Origin of the sequence: Xanthomonas sp. NCPPB 3761, from assembly GCF_041475705.2 — a bacterium.
In the GTDB taxonomy this organism is placed as follows: Bacteria; Pseudomonadota; Gammaproteobacteria; order Xanthomonadales; family Xanthomonadaceae; genus Xanthomonas; species Xanthomonas phaseoli.
In genome coordinates this window covers 1,309,914-1,326,645 of the sequence record NZ_CM191262.1, presented here as the reverse complement: position 1 = coordinate 1,326,645, position 16,732 = coordinate 1,309,914, and the positions used below count along the sequence as shown (strand labels likewise).

Genomic DNA, 16,732 nt, shown 5'->3' with positions numbered 1-16,732 from the left:
CGGCGTGCTGGCGCGACGTTTCCGCACGGGCCGATCCGATGGCAGGCCATGGCACCGGCATCACACCGCGCCGTCCGCCGCCAGCGGCAGCCACAACGTGGCGACACTGCCCGGCGCATCGCTGCGCGGCCGTAGCTCCAGGCTGCCGCTCTGTGCGTCTACGCTCTGCCGCGACAGCACCAGACCGATCCCCGAGCCACCGGGCTTGGTGGTGAAGAACGGCACAAACAAATTGTCGCTGGGCGGCAATCTGGCACCACCATCGAGCACCTCGATGCGTGCCATCGCGCCATCGGCGCACGCCCGCAGAACGATCGGTGCAACTCCACCGGACTCCAACGCGTTGCGCAACAGACTGATCAACACCTGCTCGAGCTGGTCGGTATCGGCGCGCAGCCGCAACCCTGGCGCCAGCGCGAGTGCTGCCGGCACCGGCGCCGGTGGTCGCGCCAGCCGCGCATAGCCGCCGAGAAAGCGCTGCAAGGCCACGCTCCGCCACGCGCTGGGTTTCGATGCTGGCGCGGCTACGCTGCTGCGCCTCGACGATCTCGCTTTGGGTCAGGCCAGCGCGGCGTGGGCGCGATCCAGTGCGGCGTCCAGCTCGGGATTGCGCAGCTGCAGGATCAGCGTTTGGCCTGGACCGCGCGTGGCGGCATCGATCCACAGCTCGCTGCGCGCCACCCGCGGCGCGGCGCGGCCGGCACCGAGCACCGTTACCGCCACGGCAGCGAGGACAGTGACGCCAATGGCCAGTGCCAGCCAACCGCGTTGGTGGCGCCAGAACGAACGCGGTGGAGACTTGGCGATATCCATGGCCATTGCAAAGCAGATGGCATGCCAGGTCGCAAAGCGTAATAAGTCATTGAAACCGCTACACAGCGCGCTGGCCAGTCAGGGGCACATCGTCCGCAAGTGGACGCGCACCGACCGATTGCGGACGGTTGCGCGGCAAAGTGCGTGCTCAGTGTTGTTCGAGCGAGGCGCGGTAATGCAGCAGCGCTTCGGGTTCGTCGGTCTGGAACGCGCTGATGCCGGCGCGATGCAGCCGTCCCCACACCGCATCCGGATCGCGCACCGCATCCGCGTCGCCGCCGGCACCGGCGACGAAGCCATCCCACAGCGTGTTGACCAGCAGCCGCACGCGCTGCTGCTTGGCCAGTGTGGCCAGCGCGGGCAACTGCTCGCCGCTGATCCGTGGCAGTTCGATCGCCACCGGCCGCACCTTGCCGCTCAGCTGGGTACGCAAGGTCTTCAGCAAGTCGTCGGTACCCGGCGGATTGAGCAGGATCGGAGTGAAGTTGATACGGTCGAACGGCGGCAGCGATGCCAGCGGCTGGCTGTACACGCCGACCTCGGTCTTGAGGACCACCTGGCGCTCCATACCGGCGCGCCGCACCGCGTCCGCGACTTCGGCATAGATCGGCGCCTTGACGTCCAGATTGAGCATGATGCGGCCCTTGGCCGCGGCCAGCATCTGATCCAGCCGCACCGGATGCTGGTCGGTGAGTGCGGCATCGGCGCCGCCCTCGTCGTCGCGCAGCCGCAATCGCGACAGCTGCGCCCAGGTCAACTCGGCGACCTTGCCGCTGCCGTCGGTGGTGCGCTCGACGGTGGCGTCATGGAACATCACCAGGGTGCCATCGCCGGCGCGGCGGATATCGGTTTCGAGCATGTCCACGCCCATCGCCACGCAGCGCTCCAGGCCGGCCAGCGAGTTCTCCGGCGCATGGCCGGGGAAGCCGTGCGCCGGAGCCGGGTTGTGGCAGCCCCGATGGGCGACGACGAAGATCCCGCCGTCAGGATCGGCCAGGCGCGCCTGGATCGCCGTACCGGCGCCGGTACTGGATGCCGCAGCGGCAGGGCCGGTCAGGCCACTGGCCAGCAACAGTAGCGGCAACAAAGAGGATTTCATGGGTAGCGCAATCCGAAGGAAGAAAGGAGGGAAGGTAGTCAAAACGCCGGTGTAAACCGCAAACCAACCCAATAGGTCGTAGGCACCGAGTAACTGTCCTTGAGCAGATTCTCGCCTGGGCCGGTCACGCTGGTGATGCGGCTGTGGGTGAGATTGCTGACCTGGCCGATCAGGCTCAACTGCTTGCTCACCGCATAGGTGGCGGTGAAATCCAGTTGCGAACGCGGCGACCAGTACAGGTCCTGCCAGTCGATATTGCTGACGATGGAGCGCAGCGCCTTGCCTTGCCGGTTGTAGGCCGCACGCAGTTCCAGCCCGCCGGTGTTGTAGAACAGCGTTGCGTTGGCGGTGTAATCGGGCTGACCAACCAGATTGTCGAGCTTGCGCTCGCGCTGGGTCAGGCTGCTGCCGCTGCCGACGCTGTAGGGCACGTCCAGACTGCCATCGAGCAACGCGACGTTGGCGCTGAAACCGACGCCACTCAACCACGGCGCGATCGGCCCTAATGTGTTGACGATGCCGTTGAACTCCACACCGCGGATGCGTGCCTTGGCGGCATTGGCCGGCGTGCTGATGAACGCATTCGCATAGGTGGTGCCGTCGAAAGTGAAGCTGTCGGTGCGCGAGAGCGTAAAGATCTCGTCCTGGATGTGCTTGTCGAAGACGGCGGCGGAGGCGAACGCATCGAAATCGCCGGGCAGTCGCCATTCCAGCGACAGATCCAGGTTGTTGGACACGCGCGGCTTGATATCCGGGTTGCCGATGGTGACGGTGACGCCCTGCGCATTCGGGTTGCCTGCGTCTGTCGTATTGACGAAGCCGATCGAGGTACGCGCCGCATAGGCATCGTACGGCGGGCGGCCCAGCGTGCGGCTTGCACCGGCACGCAGGTCCAGCGCATCGGTCAGGTGATAGGTCATCACCGCCGATGGCAGCAGATAGTCGTAATCCGCACTGGTCGGGTTATCGACGTACACGTAGTGATTGGTTGCCGCATCCAGCTGCCGCTGGCGGCCCACCGTGTCGAGCTTGGTGCTGTCGAAATGCACACCGGCCTGCACGTTCAAACGATCGCTGCGATAGCTCACCAAGCCATAGCTGCCGAAGGTTTTTTCGGTATGGGTGAAGTTGTCCTGATTGCTGAAGGCCTGCTGGTCGGTGCTGTTGAACGCGCTCAACGGCAAGGCTGCCAGCACGCGATTGGCCTTGTTCGGGTCGATGCTCAGCAGGTTCAAACCGGCATAGCGCATCGGCGCCCTGCCGGTACCCACGACGTCAGCCAGACCGAGCGTTGGCGCCGTCGTATTGGGCTGGTACTCCACGCGATAGATCTCGTAGGACGGCTTGTCGGTGGTGTACGACACGCCTGCCGCAAAGCCAATGCCCTGATCGCTTTCGCCTTGATTGAAGCCGTAATCGAGCCGACCGGTGAGGATGCGATCGGCGGCGGTGCGTTTATAGTCCGGGCGCCAGTACGACAGGCTGTAATTGTCCAGGTTGTTGTAGGCCTGCGGCGACACGCCGAAGCGCTGGTCGAACCCGGACGTGTCGTAGTTGAACGCATAATCGGGCGTGGCATTGATGGTCACGCCACTGCCGGTCTGGCCCACCGGCACCGGTGCCGGGCGCGTGATGCCGGTGGCGTACTTGATCATGCGAATCGGCTCGTCGTAGGTCGCATCCGACCACGCACCACGCGCGGAAAACTGTTGGCGATCGGTGGGCCGCCAGATCGCTCCCAGCTGCGCAACCTTGGTACGCGTGGTGACGATCTGGTTCGAATAGCCCACCTCGATGTCGCCACCGGGATAACTGCCGGAGGTGGCGGTCTGATTGAAGACCCGGCCACGGTTGCGCGGATCGATGATGACCTCGTTGCGCTCCATGTCGTCCTTGAAATAGTAGTAACCGGCCATGGCATAGGCTTCCAGCGCCGCGCTGGGCCGCATCTCGAACTTGCCAGTGAGGCCATAACGGTCGCGCTGATCCTGCACGTACCAGTATTTATCCTGCTGCGGCACCGCCCAGCCATTGCCCAGGCTGTCGCCGGTCTGCAAGACACCGCTGTTGTCGTAGAACCCGTAATGCACCGTGTCGGTGGTCATATGGGTTTCGGTGTAGCTGCTCAGCGTTTGATAGTTGGCAGACAGGGTGACACCGTACTGCTGCTCGCTCCCGAAGGTGCGGCTGCCGGTGGCGTTCAAGCGATAACCGGGGTCGTCCTGATCGCGCGGCGTGCCTACATCGTTGGCGTGGCCTAGCGCTGCCTCGGCGCTGAAGAACGGCTTGCCACCGTTTTCGAACGCGCTGCGGGTTTTCAGGTTGATCGCACCGCCGGTGGCGTTGGGGTCCAGGTCGGGAGTGAAGGTCTTGACGACCTGCAATTCGCTGACCATCGAGGCCGGCAACAGGTCCAGGCGCACGCCGCGGGTGATCGAACCGAGCGTACCGTTCGGTGTCCCGGGCGAGGCGATGGTGAGCCCGTCGATGGTGACGTTGTTGTACGACGGCCCCAGGCCACGCAAGACCGGCGTGGCTGCTTCATCGCGCGGATGCTCGTTGTCGGTGGCAGGCAAGACGGACAAGCCCGGCACGCGCCGCAATGCCTCGACGATGGTGCTGTCGGGCAAGGCACGCACATCGGTGGCGCTGATCACATCGGTGATATTGGTCGCCGCGCGCTTGCTTTCCACCGCAGCCGCGTTGGCGCGGCGCACGCCGGTGACCTGCATGGCATCGAGGGTTTTTACGCCGGTTTCAGGCGCGTCTGCGGCGGGCGCATCGCTGCCGGCTGCATCGCCGCGCGTGTCTGTAGCGTCGGTGTTGGAGCGGTGCTCTACCACCGACGCTGTCTCTGTACGACGCTGGCTCTCGTTGGATGATGCCGTGTCCGGAGGCATTGGCGACGCAAGGCGCGCAGCATCGGATGATGCGCCGGCGGTTTGCGCCTGCACTGCAGGCGAACATGCGGCGATGGCCACGGCGAGAACGGACAGGTGCACACGGTACGGATCGAAGCGCTGCATGGAATCCCGTTAGTTGCGCGGCACCAACGCCGCGCCGATGAGAAAGCACGCCACCGTAGAGTTGAAAAATGACCTTCGTGTGTCACCCAGGTCGCACCGAAAAGACAATGCGCAGCGATGTCGCGGTTTGCGAAGTTAGGGCTCTTAGGAGCGCGCTTGCGCTCCTGGCAGCGTGGCGATGAACGCACGGGACCCTGATGCGGCCAGCTGAAAATCGTCGACTAGGCGTTGCCGCTGGCACCTCGTGACGGTGAGGAGGTAGCAGTGATTCGCAAGCGAGTGCCGACCACGACCAAGCGCACGATGTCCCGCGGAAATAGCGTTGATCATCGCTGCACGCTGGCCCAGCCACGCAAACGCTTGCATCGGAGCCGGACACTCGCTTCGGTGAAAAAACTCCGTATGTAGCAGCGCGCTCGCGCGCGATGGGACGTTACCGGTACGTCCCATCGCGCGCGAGCGCGCTCCTACCTTGTCGCCCTACGGCTGCACCACCGTCATCGTGGCTGGCGTGCTGCGGCCTACACCGCGCAGCTCCGGCCGGTACATGTCTTCCACCAGCGACGGCGGCACCGTGTAGGTGCCCGGGGTGACGGCACGCACCAGGTAGTACACCTGCGCCTTGCTGCCGGAAGAGAGCGCCAGCGCGGCCACATAGCGGTCGTCGCGGAATTCTTCGTGCTTGACGTCGGCGGCGCTGGACCGCTCGCTGATGCCGATGCCGTCCACCACCACGTCGGCCCATTGCTTGGCATCGCCGAGATTGAAATTCTCGATTTCCAAACCGGCCGGCAACAGGTCGGTGAGCAAGGCGTCGGGCATGCTGCTGTTGGCAGTGATGCTGACGCGCACGATCAACGCTTCGCCTTCCTTGAGTGGACGCGGAGTCCACGGCTTGCCATCGGTGGTGTACCAGCTGCGCTCCACGCTGAGATTGCGCGTGTCCGGTTCCGGTGCGCTGCGCGGAATGCCGGCCACTTCCAGGCTGGCGTACATCGGCGCCTCGCCTTGCGGTGCGAACTGCACGCCGCGCGCCAGGGCAGCACTGTCGAAACTGCGCCCGAACACACGTGCCGGTGCGATCTGCTGCACCTGGTCGCCCACCGTCAAGCTGCCGGACACCTGCTTGCCCTGCCCGACCATCAACGCCTTGCCCAACCGCGCAAGCGCCACTTGCTCCTGCGTGCTCAGCCACAACCAACCGCTTGCGCGACGTGCATCCAGCGCGCTGCCCAGGGCCACCGCGCGGGTGTCGTACTCGGGCTTGGACAAACCGCGTTCGTGCAGCAACGCCATCATCAACGCGTCGTCGCGGATCGCGCTGCCGTAATCGCCGAAGTACGGCGGACGCTCGCTGCTGTCCTTGGCAAACCCGGCCTTGATCGCCGCTTCGCCACGCTTGGTATCGCCCTGCAGCGACAAGGCGATGCCCAGATGCACCAACGACAGGCCCGTCAGCGCCTTGTCGCGCTGGTTGTCGTACAGCGCACGCAGCGTGCCCAGCGGCGCGCGGTTGACGCGTGCCAGCACATAGCCGGACCAGGCCTGATTGGCGAACTTCAGGTTGTCGCGGCGGTCCTGCCCATAGAACTCGTTGCCACCGGACAACAGATCTTCGCTCAGGCGATTGAGCGCCTTCTGCAGCACCGTGTCGGGCACCGCAAAACCAGCGTCCTTGGCGTCGAGCAGGAACTCGGCGATATATGGCGTCAGTCCCGGGTTGACGTAGCCATCGTCGCCCCACATCGAAAAATGCCCGCTGGCGATCTGCATCGACGCCAGACGTCCGAACGCGCCTTCCATGCGCTCGCGGCGCTTGGCCGCTTCCAGCCCCTTGGTGCCGAGCGCCCTGGCGGTGGCATCGTCGAGCAGCAGCGCCGCATAGCCCTTGCTGGTGGTCTGCTCGGCGCAGCCGTACGGATACTCCAACGCGCCCTGCAATGCGCTGGCGAACGGAATCGGCGGCAACGCACTGACCACCATGCGCGTGGTCACCGAGCCGGCCATCAGGCCATCGGCAAAGCCGCTGTCCAGGGTGATCGGCGCCAGCGGATCGAGCACGCGGGTCTGCGCACGCAGCACCTGCGGCCAGCCGGCGCGCACCGGCAGCTCGTAGCTGCGGTCGGCCTTGAACCCGTTGCCGTTCACGCGCACGCGCACCTTGGCCACGCTGTAGCCTTCGGTGGCGCTCAGCGGGAAGCTCAGCGTCTGCTTGGCGTCCACGCCGAGCTTGACGCTACGCGACGCCTCGCCGATGGCCAGCGGGCCAATGCCCTCCACACGCACGTCGAATTCGCCCGGCTTGCCGGTGAAATTCTGCACGTCCAGCGTCACCGTGCTGCGGTCGCCCGGAGCCATCACGCGCGGCATGCTGGCCTCGGCCAGGATTGGTGCACGCACGACGGTTTCCATGTCGCGGTTGCCGTACCGCGTGTCCGAGTACACCAGCGCCGACACCCGCAAGGTGCCGTTGAAATCCGGCACCGGCAGTTGCACGCGCGCGTTGCCACGGGCGTCGAGTTTGACCGAGCCGGAAAACAGGTCGACGGTCTGCACGCGCGCGGTCGGACGCTTGGCCTGCGGCAAGGCTTCCAGCGCCATGTCGCCGCCGAACTTGAGCTTGCCGCTGGCGCCTTCGAAACTTTCGATCACCCGCCCATAGATGTCGTACGCATCGGTCCCCAGACGACGCTGCGCAAAGAACTGCGCATTGGCATCGGGCACCGGGAAACGGGTGATGTTGAGGATGCCCACGTCCACTGCCGAAATGGTCACGTGCGCGGCCTGGCCTGCCAGTTCAGGCACGCTCACCGTCACCGGCAAGGGCTGCTCGGGACGCATCTGCTTGGGTGCGGACAAGCCCACCGCCACCCGCCGCGCCTTGCGATCCATCGGCACATAGGCCACACCCACCGCGCGTGCCGGGGTGATCTTGCTGGGCGCACTGCCGCCGCGGAAGACCAGTGCGGTGACATACACATCGTGGCGCTCCCACGCCTCGGTCACCGGAATCTCGAAGCTGCTGCCCGGCTTGACGTCGATGTCCTGCACGTACAGCAGCTTGTCGCTTTCCACCAACAACACGCCCTTGCCGGCATGCGGCGGCGTCAGCGTCACCTTGAGCGTGTCGCCAGCGCGGTAGCCGGTCTTGTCCAGCGCCAGCTTGACCTTGTCCGGGCGCGCGTCCAGGCCACGGTTTTCATCGTTCCAGCTCCAGCCGGCGCGGAACGGGTAACGCGTGGTCAGCCCGCTGGCCGGGTCGAACACATCCAGGCGGTATTCGCCCCATTCCACCGGGAAATCGATCTTGGCATTGACGCTGCCCACATCGAGCGTGCGCGTGTCCTTGTTTTCGAAGCGGCGAGTGAAGTCGTAATCCCAGTGGTTGTCGGTGTAGTTCCAGTGGTAATCGCGCAACTCGCGCACCAGCGTGACCTTCAGGCCCTTGGCCGGCTGCGGCTTGCCATCGGCATCCACGCGGGTCACTTCGAAGCGCGCCGTCCCATTGGCATCGGTGCCGTCTTTGTCGTCGAACAATGGCCGCACGCCGACCAGGGCCTTGGCCGGCCACAGCACGCGCTTGAGGGTGCGAGTGACCGTGCGCCCGCCGGTTTCGTACACGCTGCCGGAAACGACCGCGGCAATCGTGCTGACCGGCTTGGCTTCGGCCGGCAATGCGATGTCTTCGCGCAGGATGCCGTCGCCACCGAACTCGGTGTCGATCACGTCCTTGGCTTCGCGCGGCAGCTCCAGCGTGGGGTCGCCGAAGAACCAGCCGGGCAACGCTTCCAGCGGATGCTGCTCGACGCTGACCGCCAGCTTGGCGGTGAAACGGTTGCCGGCGGCCGGTGCGCCGTACAGGTACGCGGCATTGGCCACCAGCTTGAACGGCTGGCCGGCGCTCAAGGTTTTTTGCGTGCTGTCCAGGTCCAGCTTCATGCGCTCGGGCAGAAACTCTTCCACGCGCACGGTCATGCCCCGCACAGCGTCCTTGCTGGCCGGATCGGTGCGGAATTCCACCTGCCAGCGGCCGGTCGGCGCATCGGCCGGAATCTGCTGGGCGAATTCGAAATAGCCCTGCTCGCCCGGCAGCAGCTTGGTCTCGCGGAAGGTCTTGCCGTCCGGCTGCTTCAGACGCAGGAACACCGGTTGCGGCTTGGTCGGTTTGCCGTCGTTGTCGCGCAGGATCGCCGACACCCGCATGGTTTCGCCGGGGCGATACAGATCGCGACCGGCCCAGGCGAACACATCGAACCACGCGCCCTGACGCCCGGCCACGGCGAACTCGCTCAGATCCAATGCGGGCTGGTTGAACGGCAGCAGCGAAATGTCGGTCTTGCTGCGTGCGGTCAGCACATGGCCGGCGTCGAGCGTGTAGTTGAGCAGCGCATTGCCGTTACCGTCGGTCGCAGCTTTCAGGAACAACTCGCCCTTGGCATCGAGGATGCGCAGCTCCACGTTCTTGATCGGCTCGCCGCTCTGCAACGAGGCGGTGTGTACGAACAACTTGTCCTTGTAGGCGCGCGTATGCAGGCCGATGTCGCTGACGGTAAAGAACGCGGTGTCGAATTCGTTCTCGAAACTGCCGGCACGCTTCATCACCGCGAAATACAGGCCAGGTTCCTGCAGTTCCTTGATGTCCTGCGTCGGCAGGTAGGTCAGCACGCGCTCGTTCTTCTTGCCGCCAAGGATGAACCGATTGACATACACCGGGTCGGCCAGCTTGGACAGCGGCTGGTTGCCGCTGTACTCGCTCTCCAGATCCCAGCTGCCACGGCGTCCGCCACGCTGGAACTGCTGGAAGAACGCCGGCACCGATTTTTCGCGCACGCGCAGAAACTCCACGTCCACTTCCGGCACGTTGACCGACACCACCGGCAGGCCGCGGCTTTCGCGCGCCGGCAACACGCTGCCCTGCGAAGCGAACCCGGCCACAGGCTTGAGTTCGCCGGTGTAGACCTTTTGCTTGAGCGGCTTGCCCAGGCGGCTGCCGTCGGCGGCCAGCAGGTTGGCGTCGACCAGTACGGTGTAGTCCTTGGCCGCTTCGACGTACGGGTAGCGCAGCGTCTTGCCGTCCTCGGACAGCGTCCAGCTGCTGTCGCCGGTGCCGACCTTTTCTTCGAAGCGCACCAGCGCATCGAAATCCTGCGTGCCGACCAGTGGCCGCGAGAATTCCAGTGCCAGCGACAGGCCGTCGCTGGTCTGGTCGGGATAGGCACGCGCCAACGCGAAACCGGTGATGGCCTGCTTTTCGGCCTTGATCGCCTCGCCGCTGGCGGTGGGCAGCTGACCGCTTTCGTTGCGCTTGCACGCCACCGCGCCGATTGCCACGGCCAGCAAAACCGCCCACAGCACGACCCGCCGCGTGCCCGACCGCATCATCCGTGATCCCTGGCTGTCCATTCGTGCTACTCGCAATGTGAGAACGCAAGTATAGCGACGCTGCGCATCTGGCTGATGGCGCCAATGCGACGACGTGGCTGCTTGCCGATGGGCGGCAAGCGTGCGCTGCTGGCGAGCGTTGCGATGGCAGACTGCAGTGAGCGCAGTGGTCTGGCACCTGCGCTTGGAGCGACCGCCAAACCACCTCATGCCGCCTAGCGCAGGCAGCTGGACTGCGGCATTGGCTGCAGGCCCTCGCTCGTTCTGTCGTCGCGTCCATCGAGTGCCAAACAATCGATCCGCGGCAGCACGCGAGCCGCGTGACCCGCTTTCAGTGGGCCACCAGCCAACTGTCTAGCGCGGTGCCCTCACCGCTTGCGGGACCGTTGGCGGCATGGATGCCGCCATCGAGCCTCCACGGATGGATTCACGGCGTGTCCCGCAGGCGGTGAGGGCACCGCGCACTCGATGTCTTCGCAGTTGCTGCAGGGCCAAACGCAACAAATTGACGACGCGGCCTGCTCGTCTTTTCAACAAAGTCACCAGCCAACTGTCTGGGCGCGGTGCCCTTGCCGATTGCGGGCGGTTCACGCCGTGTCCCGCGAGCGGTGAGGGCACCGCACGCACGACCAAACAGGCTTTTGACTGCATCCCAAAGTGCAGCCAATAAAACCACTGCGCTCGCCACCAAGCGGGCGCCCACCACATTTTGACAGCCACTCCTAGCGCAACTGCAGCACCGTGCGCATGTACAGGTCGATCAACGCCGGCTTGTCCACGCGCAGACAGGCCTGCACATTGGGCGTACCGGCACCTTCGCGGGTATAGCCTTGCGCATCCACGTCCAGATGCAGTGGCGTGGTCGGGCACAGCGCCGGGCGCAGCAACCAGGCCACCGGCACCACATCGAATAACGTGGGCGTGGCACTGGCCCAGGGCTGGTCGGTGTTGCGCCACTGGTAGTACAGCTGCGTGAGCGCATCGGTGAGCCCGTCGCCATGCGCAAACAGCGCGATGCGCTCGGGTTCTTCCAGGCTGATCTGCGTGGCATCCAGTGGCAACAGCACGATTGGCACACCAGATGAGAACACCCGCTGCGCCGCCGGCACATCGGCCAGGATGTTGTACTCCGGCGCCGGCGCGCTGGCCGGCCGATAGGCCGACTTGCCGTAGCCGACGCGCACCGAACCGCCCATCGCCACGATGCGCTTGAGCTTGGCAAAGCCGGCCGGGTCGCGCTGCTGCGCCACTGCGGCGTCGGTCATCGGCCCCAATACCAGCAAGGTCACCTTGCCAGGGTGCAGGCGCGCCTGCTGCAGGATCATCGCGGCCGCATCCGGCAGCTTGTCGGGCAACTGTCCCCTGGCGGCCCAGCGCGCCTGGCTGAAGGGAATCGCGCTGGTGGTGCGTGCGCCCACCGCCAACGCAATTTCGCTGCGCCCGGCCTGCTGCAACAGGCGCTGCAGCAGCTGTGCCCGCAAGCTGGTGTCGCCCCATGCCGATGCGATGCCCAGCACCTGCAGCTGCGGGCTACGCAACAGCAGCCCGAGCGCGAACGCATCGTCGATGTCGTCGCCAATATCGGTAGAGACCACTAGCAACTCGGAGGACGTCGACGTGGGCGTGGGCGCCGGCTGCGCGGCAGTGGCGGCAGGTGTCTGCGCCCATGCCACTGCCGACGCACACCACAGCCCCAGCATCCACCACATGTTTGGCCATCCACGCTGCATGCATCCACTCCTGCGACCATAAAAAAACCGCCGGCATGATAGCCGGCGGCTCGATAGTGCTACGCCAAAACGCCGATCAGAAGTTGGCGCGGAACTGCGCACCCACGATGCGCGGGTCGTTGATGAAGCCGGTGAGGTTGTTGAAGTCGATTGCACCGGTCACGCGGATCTGGTTGGTGCAGTTGCGGCAGAACACCGACAACTCGTACGCACCCGCGCCCCAGTTGTAGCCGATCTTGGCGCCACCTTCGACCAGCGGCTGGCCGGTGAACTCCTTGGAGTCGTACAGGAAGAAGTTCACTTCGCTGCGGTAGGACCAGTCGGTGTAGAAGAACAGCTCGCCGTCGTTGCCCATCGGAATGCCGTAACGCAAGGTGGCATTGGCCATCCACTTGGCTGCCTGCGGCAAATCGTTGCCGTCGATCACCGCGCGGCCGGCCGCGTTGATCGGGTCGGTGACGGTGCAGGTGCGGCAGATGCCCACCGACAGGTTCGGGTCGTCGATGCGGGTCCAGTTGTAGGCGCCGCCGGCGGTCACGCGCAGGTTCTGGGTGAGCAGCGCCTCGAAATCGAACTCGGCACCGCGCGCCTTGGTCTTGTCGGCGTTGAGCAGGCGGATGTCGTTGGACGCGCCGCCCACCGCGGTGAGCTGCTGGTTCTTCACCCGGAAATCGTAGATGTCGAAGCTCAGGCGCGCGCGATTGTCGAACAGGTCCGACTTGATGCCGACCTCGAACGAATCCACCGTCTCCGGCTCGGCTACCGTCAGCGGCGCAGTGCCCGACGGCACGCCGAAGCTGGCGCCGCGGAAACCGCGTGCGGCACGTGCATACACGTTGACGTCGTCGTTGATCGAGAACGTCGCCGCCAGATCGCCGGTGACCTTGGAGTTGTCGGTCTCGCCGCTGGACGGTTCGACCAGGGTGACGCGGTCCAGCGCCAGCACGTCGAAGGTCTTCTTGTCGTAGGTGTAGCGGATGCCGGCGCGCAGGTTCAAACGGTCGCTGGCCGCGTAGTTCAACGAGCCGAACGCCGCCCAGGAGGTGTTGCGCTGGCGGGTCAGCTGATAGCTGGCCAGATCACCGCCACTGAGCGTGTTGTAGGTGTAGTTTTCGCCTTCCACATCGTCGTGGAAGTAGTACAGGCCGGCCTGCCAGTTGAGCGGGCCGTCGTACTGCGATTCGGCGCGCACCTCCTGGCTGTACTGATCCAGGCTCTTGATGCCGCCGGCGGTTTCCACCGGGAACGGAATCACGCCCGGGCCCGACGGCGGTGCGAACACCGCGCCGAAGCCACCGTCGATATCGCCACGGCTGTAGTACTTGCCGATCCCTTCGTAGGCGGTGATCGAGTGCAGCGCGACGTCGCCCAGATCCCAGGTCAGGTTGGCGCTGCCGCCGTAGGTCTGCAGTTCCTGCGTGTTGGCACCATCGATGAAGGATTTTTCCGCATCGAAGCCATCCACCAGCTGGTTGGTGCCGGGCTGGATGATGTTGGCGCGGAACAGCCGCGCGGTGCCGTCCAGATGGCGCGCATGCGCATTGAACAACGCGCTGAAGTCGTCGCTGGCCTGGTACAGCAGCTGCAGGCGCACCGCCGAATCGGTATAGCCTTCCAGATCGCGGCCGTCGCGGTTTTCCACCCAATCGTCGCGGCGCTGGCCCAGGGTCGACAGACGCGCTGCCCAATGGTCGCCCATCGCGATGCTCAGGCCGCTTTCCAGGGTCATGGTGCCGTAAGTGCCGTACGACAGGCTCGCGTAGCCGTCATTGGCGCCGATGGTCGGCTTGACCGAATTGAACTTGACCACGCCGGCTGGCGTATTGCGGCCGAACAGCGTGCCTTGCGGGCCGCGCAGCACTTCCAGGCCTTCCAGATCGAAGATCGGGAAGCCCTTCAGGAAGGCGTTTTCCTGCACCACGTCGTCATAGATCAGCGACACCGGCTGCGAGGCATAGGTGTTGAAGTCCGTATTGCCATAGCCGCGGATGTACACGCGCGGGAACACACGGCCGTTGGACGATTCGATGTTCAGGCTGTGCGCCTTGCCGGCCAGCACACGGATGTCCGAGCCGCTGGTGGAGATGGCATCCAGGAATTCCGGGCGCAATACCGATGCGGAAACCGGCACGTTCTTGGAGTCTTCCGAACGTCGCTCGACCGTGACCTTGACCGCATCCAGACGCACGACGCCGTCGTCGCCGGGCGCCTGCTGGGCAGCGGCTTGGAGCGGAAGAAAGGAAACGACGGCAACGGCAAGCGCGCTGATCTTGAGCGACCGGCTGGCGGACATGGGAGGAACTCCGGATTCTGGTGGCGGGGCGGCCCGGCCTGCGTGCCGCGGTGCAACAGAATTAACACGATTTACACAAATATGGCAGAGCGCGTGCGAAAAAGTTTCCAGAATTCGAAAAAGCGTTCGAATTAATGCAACAGCACCGTGCGTTTTTAACGACGGCAAAAAGCACGCTCGGTTAGCGACGCTGGCCATGTCGCCCTGCGCTGTGCAGGCCTGCGCCAGTTGCCTAGGGCGCAAGCCAGCAATATCGATCAATGGCATCGGAATCACCATCCGGCATATGGACACACGCCGGACTCAAACGCAGATGCGTTGGCTTCCAACGCGTCCGCCCGTGATGCCGATGCGGAGCAGATCCGGCTGACGCAGGGAGCACGACGCCGGCGCCGCATTCGCGAGCAGGCGCGCCCGACCGACGCGATGCACATCTCGCACACCAGCACCAAGCAAGCGCCTTGCACGCCAGGCATGTATCGCGTGCAGCCACGCACGCCAACACCCCGCGCAGGCTTACCCAACCTCGGCAACAAGCGCCGGTACCCTGACCCACCCCTCCATCAGCACCCGCGCACTGCGGCTCATCAGCGCCTTGGTCACCTGCCACTGGCCCTCGACCAGCTGCGCCTGCGCACCAACCCGCAAGGTGCCGGACGGATGCCCGAAGCGCACCGCCGAGCGCGCCGCACCGCCGGCAGCCAGATTGACCAGCGTGCCCGGCACGGCCGCAGCGGTGCCGATCGCAACTGCTGCAGTGCCCATCATCGCGTGATGCAATTTGCCCATCGACATCGCACGCACCAGCAGATCGATTTCGGCCGCGTGCACCGGCTTGCCGCTGGATGCGGTGTAGTCGGCTGGCGGTGCCACGAAGGCGACCTTGGGCGTGTGCTGCCGCGTCGCGGCGTCTTCCACCTTCGCAATCAACCCCATCCGCACCGCCCCATGCGCGCGCAATGTCTCGAACATGGTCAAGGCGCGCGGGTCGCCGTTGATGGCGTCCTGCAGCTCGGCCCCGGTGTAACCCAGGTCTCTCGCGTTGACGAAGATGGTGGGAATGCCCGCGTTGATCAGCGTGGCATCGAGCGTGCCCAGCCCGGGAATCTGCAGTTGATCGATGACGTTGCCGGTAGGAAACATCGCCCCGCCCTCGCCTTCGGCATCGTCGGCCGGGTCGAGAAATTCCAGCTGCACTTCGGCCGCCGGAAAGGTCACGCCATCCAGTTCGAAGTCGCCGGTTTCCTGCACCACCCCATCGGTCATCGGCACATGCGCCACGATGGTCTTGCCGATATTGGCCTGCCAGATCCGCACCGTGGCCACACCATCGCGCGGCACGCGTGCGGGATCGACCAAGCCGCCGGCGATGGCGAATGGCCCCACCGCCGCCGACAAATTGCCGCAGTTGCCGCTCCAATCCACGAACGCACTCTCGATGGACACCTGCCCGAACAGGTAGTCCACATCGTGCCCATCGCGCGTGCTGGCCGAGACGATCACGCTCTTGCTGGTGCTCGAAGTGGCCCCGCCCATGCCATCGATCTGCTTGGCATACGGATCCGGGCTGCCGATCACCCGCAACAACAGCGCATCGCGTGCAGCCCCTGGTTGCTGCGCGGTCACGGGCAGATCCTGCAGACGGAAAAACACGCCCTTGCTGGTGCCCCCGCGCATGTAGGTGGCGGGGATGCGGAGTTGGGGAGCGAATGCCATGAATATTCCTTGGAAAACGACGTGCGGACGTGATGTGAAACATGTTGCGTGATGCATCTGTACGAACTGGCCAAGCATCACCATAAGGATCGCAACACGCCTTCCGACTCAGGTCATAGCGGCAGTTGCGCCTGCTCCGGCATGCGGCCCTCAGGTCGCAATGGCCAGGATCCGATGGGTACATAGCGGTACGGTCGCCCACCGCCTTCGACCAATAGCACCTCAGTGGCGTGCCAGGTGATGGGCACAATTGGCTGGTTGAGCTTACCGGGCGCTGCATAGCTAATCGTTACGTGTGGCGTATGTCCGCCCCCTGCGTGTAGGCCTTCCGCACGCAGCGCCGCTGTGATGGCAGCCTGCAATGCAACGAAGGCAAATGGAACGCCCTCTGCCCGGAATGCCCAATGCACCGGGTCTGTTCCGCGACTGGTGATCCGGTTCAAGCAGAACGTAACGGCCTGGGCATCGAGACGATCGCCAGCGCGCAGCATTGCCGCACGCGCAACCGACCCTTCAAACCGATCCGAAACCGACTGATGCCAGTTGCCTGGATCGAAGTACGCGTCACCAAGCAGTGCATCGAGGCGGTGTGCGGCCACGGCACCGGCCATCGCTTCAAGCACCTGCGGTGGCGGCTTGAGCATGAGGATCAATCGCGAATCGGCCATGATGC

At 64.9% G+C, this 16,732-nt stretch carries 8 protein-coding genes and 2 pseudogenes; 1 reads left to right on the top strand and 9 read right to left on the bottom strand.

Going from position 1 to position 16,732, the window contains the following annotated elements:
• Positions 1 to 60: 60 nt before the first annotated feature.
• The 5 genes and pseudogenes from ACCQ00_RS05860 to ACCQ00_RS05840 form a co-directional block, all read right to left on the bottom strand.
• The gene (locus ACCQ00_RS05860) at positions 61 to 489 is read right to left on the bottom strand and encodes a sensor histidine kinase (RefSeq protein WP_039572845.1); all 429 of its coding nucleotides are present in this window, start codon (positions 487 to 489) and stop codon (positions 61 to 63) included.
• Between the two features lie 134 nt (positions 490 to 623).
• A pseudogene (locus tag ACCQ00_RS05855) lies at positions 624 to 813 on the bottom strand (hypothetical protein).
• A 148-nt stretch (positions 814 to 961) separates the two neighbouring features.
• The gene (locus ACCQ00_RS05850) at positions 962 to 1,912 is read right to left on the bottom strand and encodes a glycerophosphodiester phosphodiesterase family protein (protein WP_039572848.1); all 951 of its coding nucleotides are present in this window, start codon (positions 1,910 to 1,912) and stop codon (positions 962 to 964) included.
• A gap of 38 nt (positions 1,913 to 1,950) precedes the next feature.
• Complete coding sequence (locus ACCQ00_RS05845; RefSeq protein ID WP_372354083.1) at positions 1,951 to 4,938, bottom strand: TonB-dependent receptor; 2,988 nt, start codon at positions 4,936 to 4,938, stop codon at positions 1,951 to 1,953.
• 480 nt (positions 4,939 to 5,418) lie between these two features.
• Positions 5,419 to 10,320: an alpha-2-macroglobulin family protein gene (locus tag ACCQ00_RS05840; RefSeq protein WP_180959824.1), complete on the bottom strand. Its 4,902-nt coding sequence runs from the start codon at positions 10,318 to 10,320 to the stop codon at positions 5,419 to 5,421.
• A gap of 468 nt (positions 10,321 to 10,788) precedes the next feature.
• On the opposite strand from ACCQ00_RS05840, the pseudogene ACCQ00_RS05835 reads away from it, so the two are divergent.
• Positions 10,789 to 10,990: pseudogene (locus tag ACCQ00_RS05835) on the top strand (hypothetical protein).
• A 52-nt stretch (positions 10,991 to 11,042) separates the two neighbouring features.
• Here ACCQ00_RS05835 and ACCQ00_RS05830 read toward each other — a convergent pair.
• The 4 genes from ACCQ00_RS05830 to ACCQ00_RS05815 all read right to left on the bottom strand — a co-directional run bounded on the left by ACCQ00_RS05830 (position 11,043) and on the right by ACCQ00_RS05815 (position 16,727).
• Positions 11,043 to 12,020 (bottom strand): nucleoside hydrolase, encoded by a 978-nt coding sequence (locus ACCQ00_RS05830; RefSeq protein ID WP_017159648.1) that lies wholly within the window; start codon positions 12,018 to 12,020, stop codon positions 11,043 to 11,045.
• Between the two features lie 106 nt (positions 12,021 to 12,126).
• On the bottom strand, positions 12,127 to 14,343 hold the full coding sequence (locus ACCQ00_RS05825; protein WP_039572857.1) for a TonB-dependent receptor: 2,217 nt from the start codon (positions 14,341 to 14,343) through the stop codon (positions 12,127 to 12,129).
• Between the two features lie 516 nt (positions 14,344 to 14,859).
• Positions 14,860 to 16,059, bottom strand: a complete 1,200-nt coding sequence (gene prpF, locus ACCQ00_RS05820) for a 2-methylaconitate cis-trans isomerase PrpF (protein WP_039572860.1) — start codon at positions 16,057 to 16,059, stop codon at positions 14,860 to 14,862.
• A 113-nt stretch (positions 16,060 to 16,172) separates the two neighbouring features.
• Positions 16,173 to 16,727: a 2'-5' RNA ligase family protein gene (locus ACCQ00_RS05815; RefSeq protein ID WP_039572862.1), complete on the bottom strand. Its 555-nt coding sequence runs from the start codon at positions 16,725 to 16,727 to the stop codon at positions 16,173 to 16,175.
• Positions 16,728 to 16,732: the final 5 nt, after the last annotated feature.

Bases quoted from the DNA above. Each gene is read 5' to 3' on its own strand.
- ACCQ00_RS05850 (WP_039572848.1), bottom strand. From the start codon at position 1,912: ATGAAATCCTCTTTGTTGCCGCTACTGTTGCTGGCCAGTGGCCTGACC.
- ACCQ00_RS05845 (WP_372354083.1), bottom strand. From the start codon at position 4,938: ATGCAGCGCTTCGATCCGTACCGTGTGCACCTGTCCGTTCTCGCCGTG.
- ACCQ00_RS05840 (WP_180959824.1), bottom strand. From the start codon at position 10,320: ATGATGCGGTCGGGCACGCGGCGGGTCGTGCTGTGGGCGGTTTTGCTG.
- ACCQ00_RS05830 (WP_017159648.1), bottom strand. From the start codon at position 12,020: ATGCTGGGGCTGTGGTGTGCGTCGGCAGTGGCATGGGCGCAGACACCT.
- ACCQ00_RS05825 (WP_039572857.1), bottom strand. From the start codon at position 14,343: ATGTCCGCCAGCCGGTCGCTCAAGATCAGCGCGCTTGCCGTTGCCGTC.
- prpF (WP_039572860.1), bottom strand. From the start codon at position 16,059: ATGGCATTCGCTCCCCAACTCCGCATCCCCGCCACCTACATGCGCGGG.
- ACCQ00_RS05815 (WP_039572862.1), bottom strand. From the start codon at position 16,727: ATGGCCGATTCGCGATTGATCCTCATGCTCAAGCCGCCACCGCAGGTG.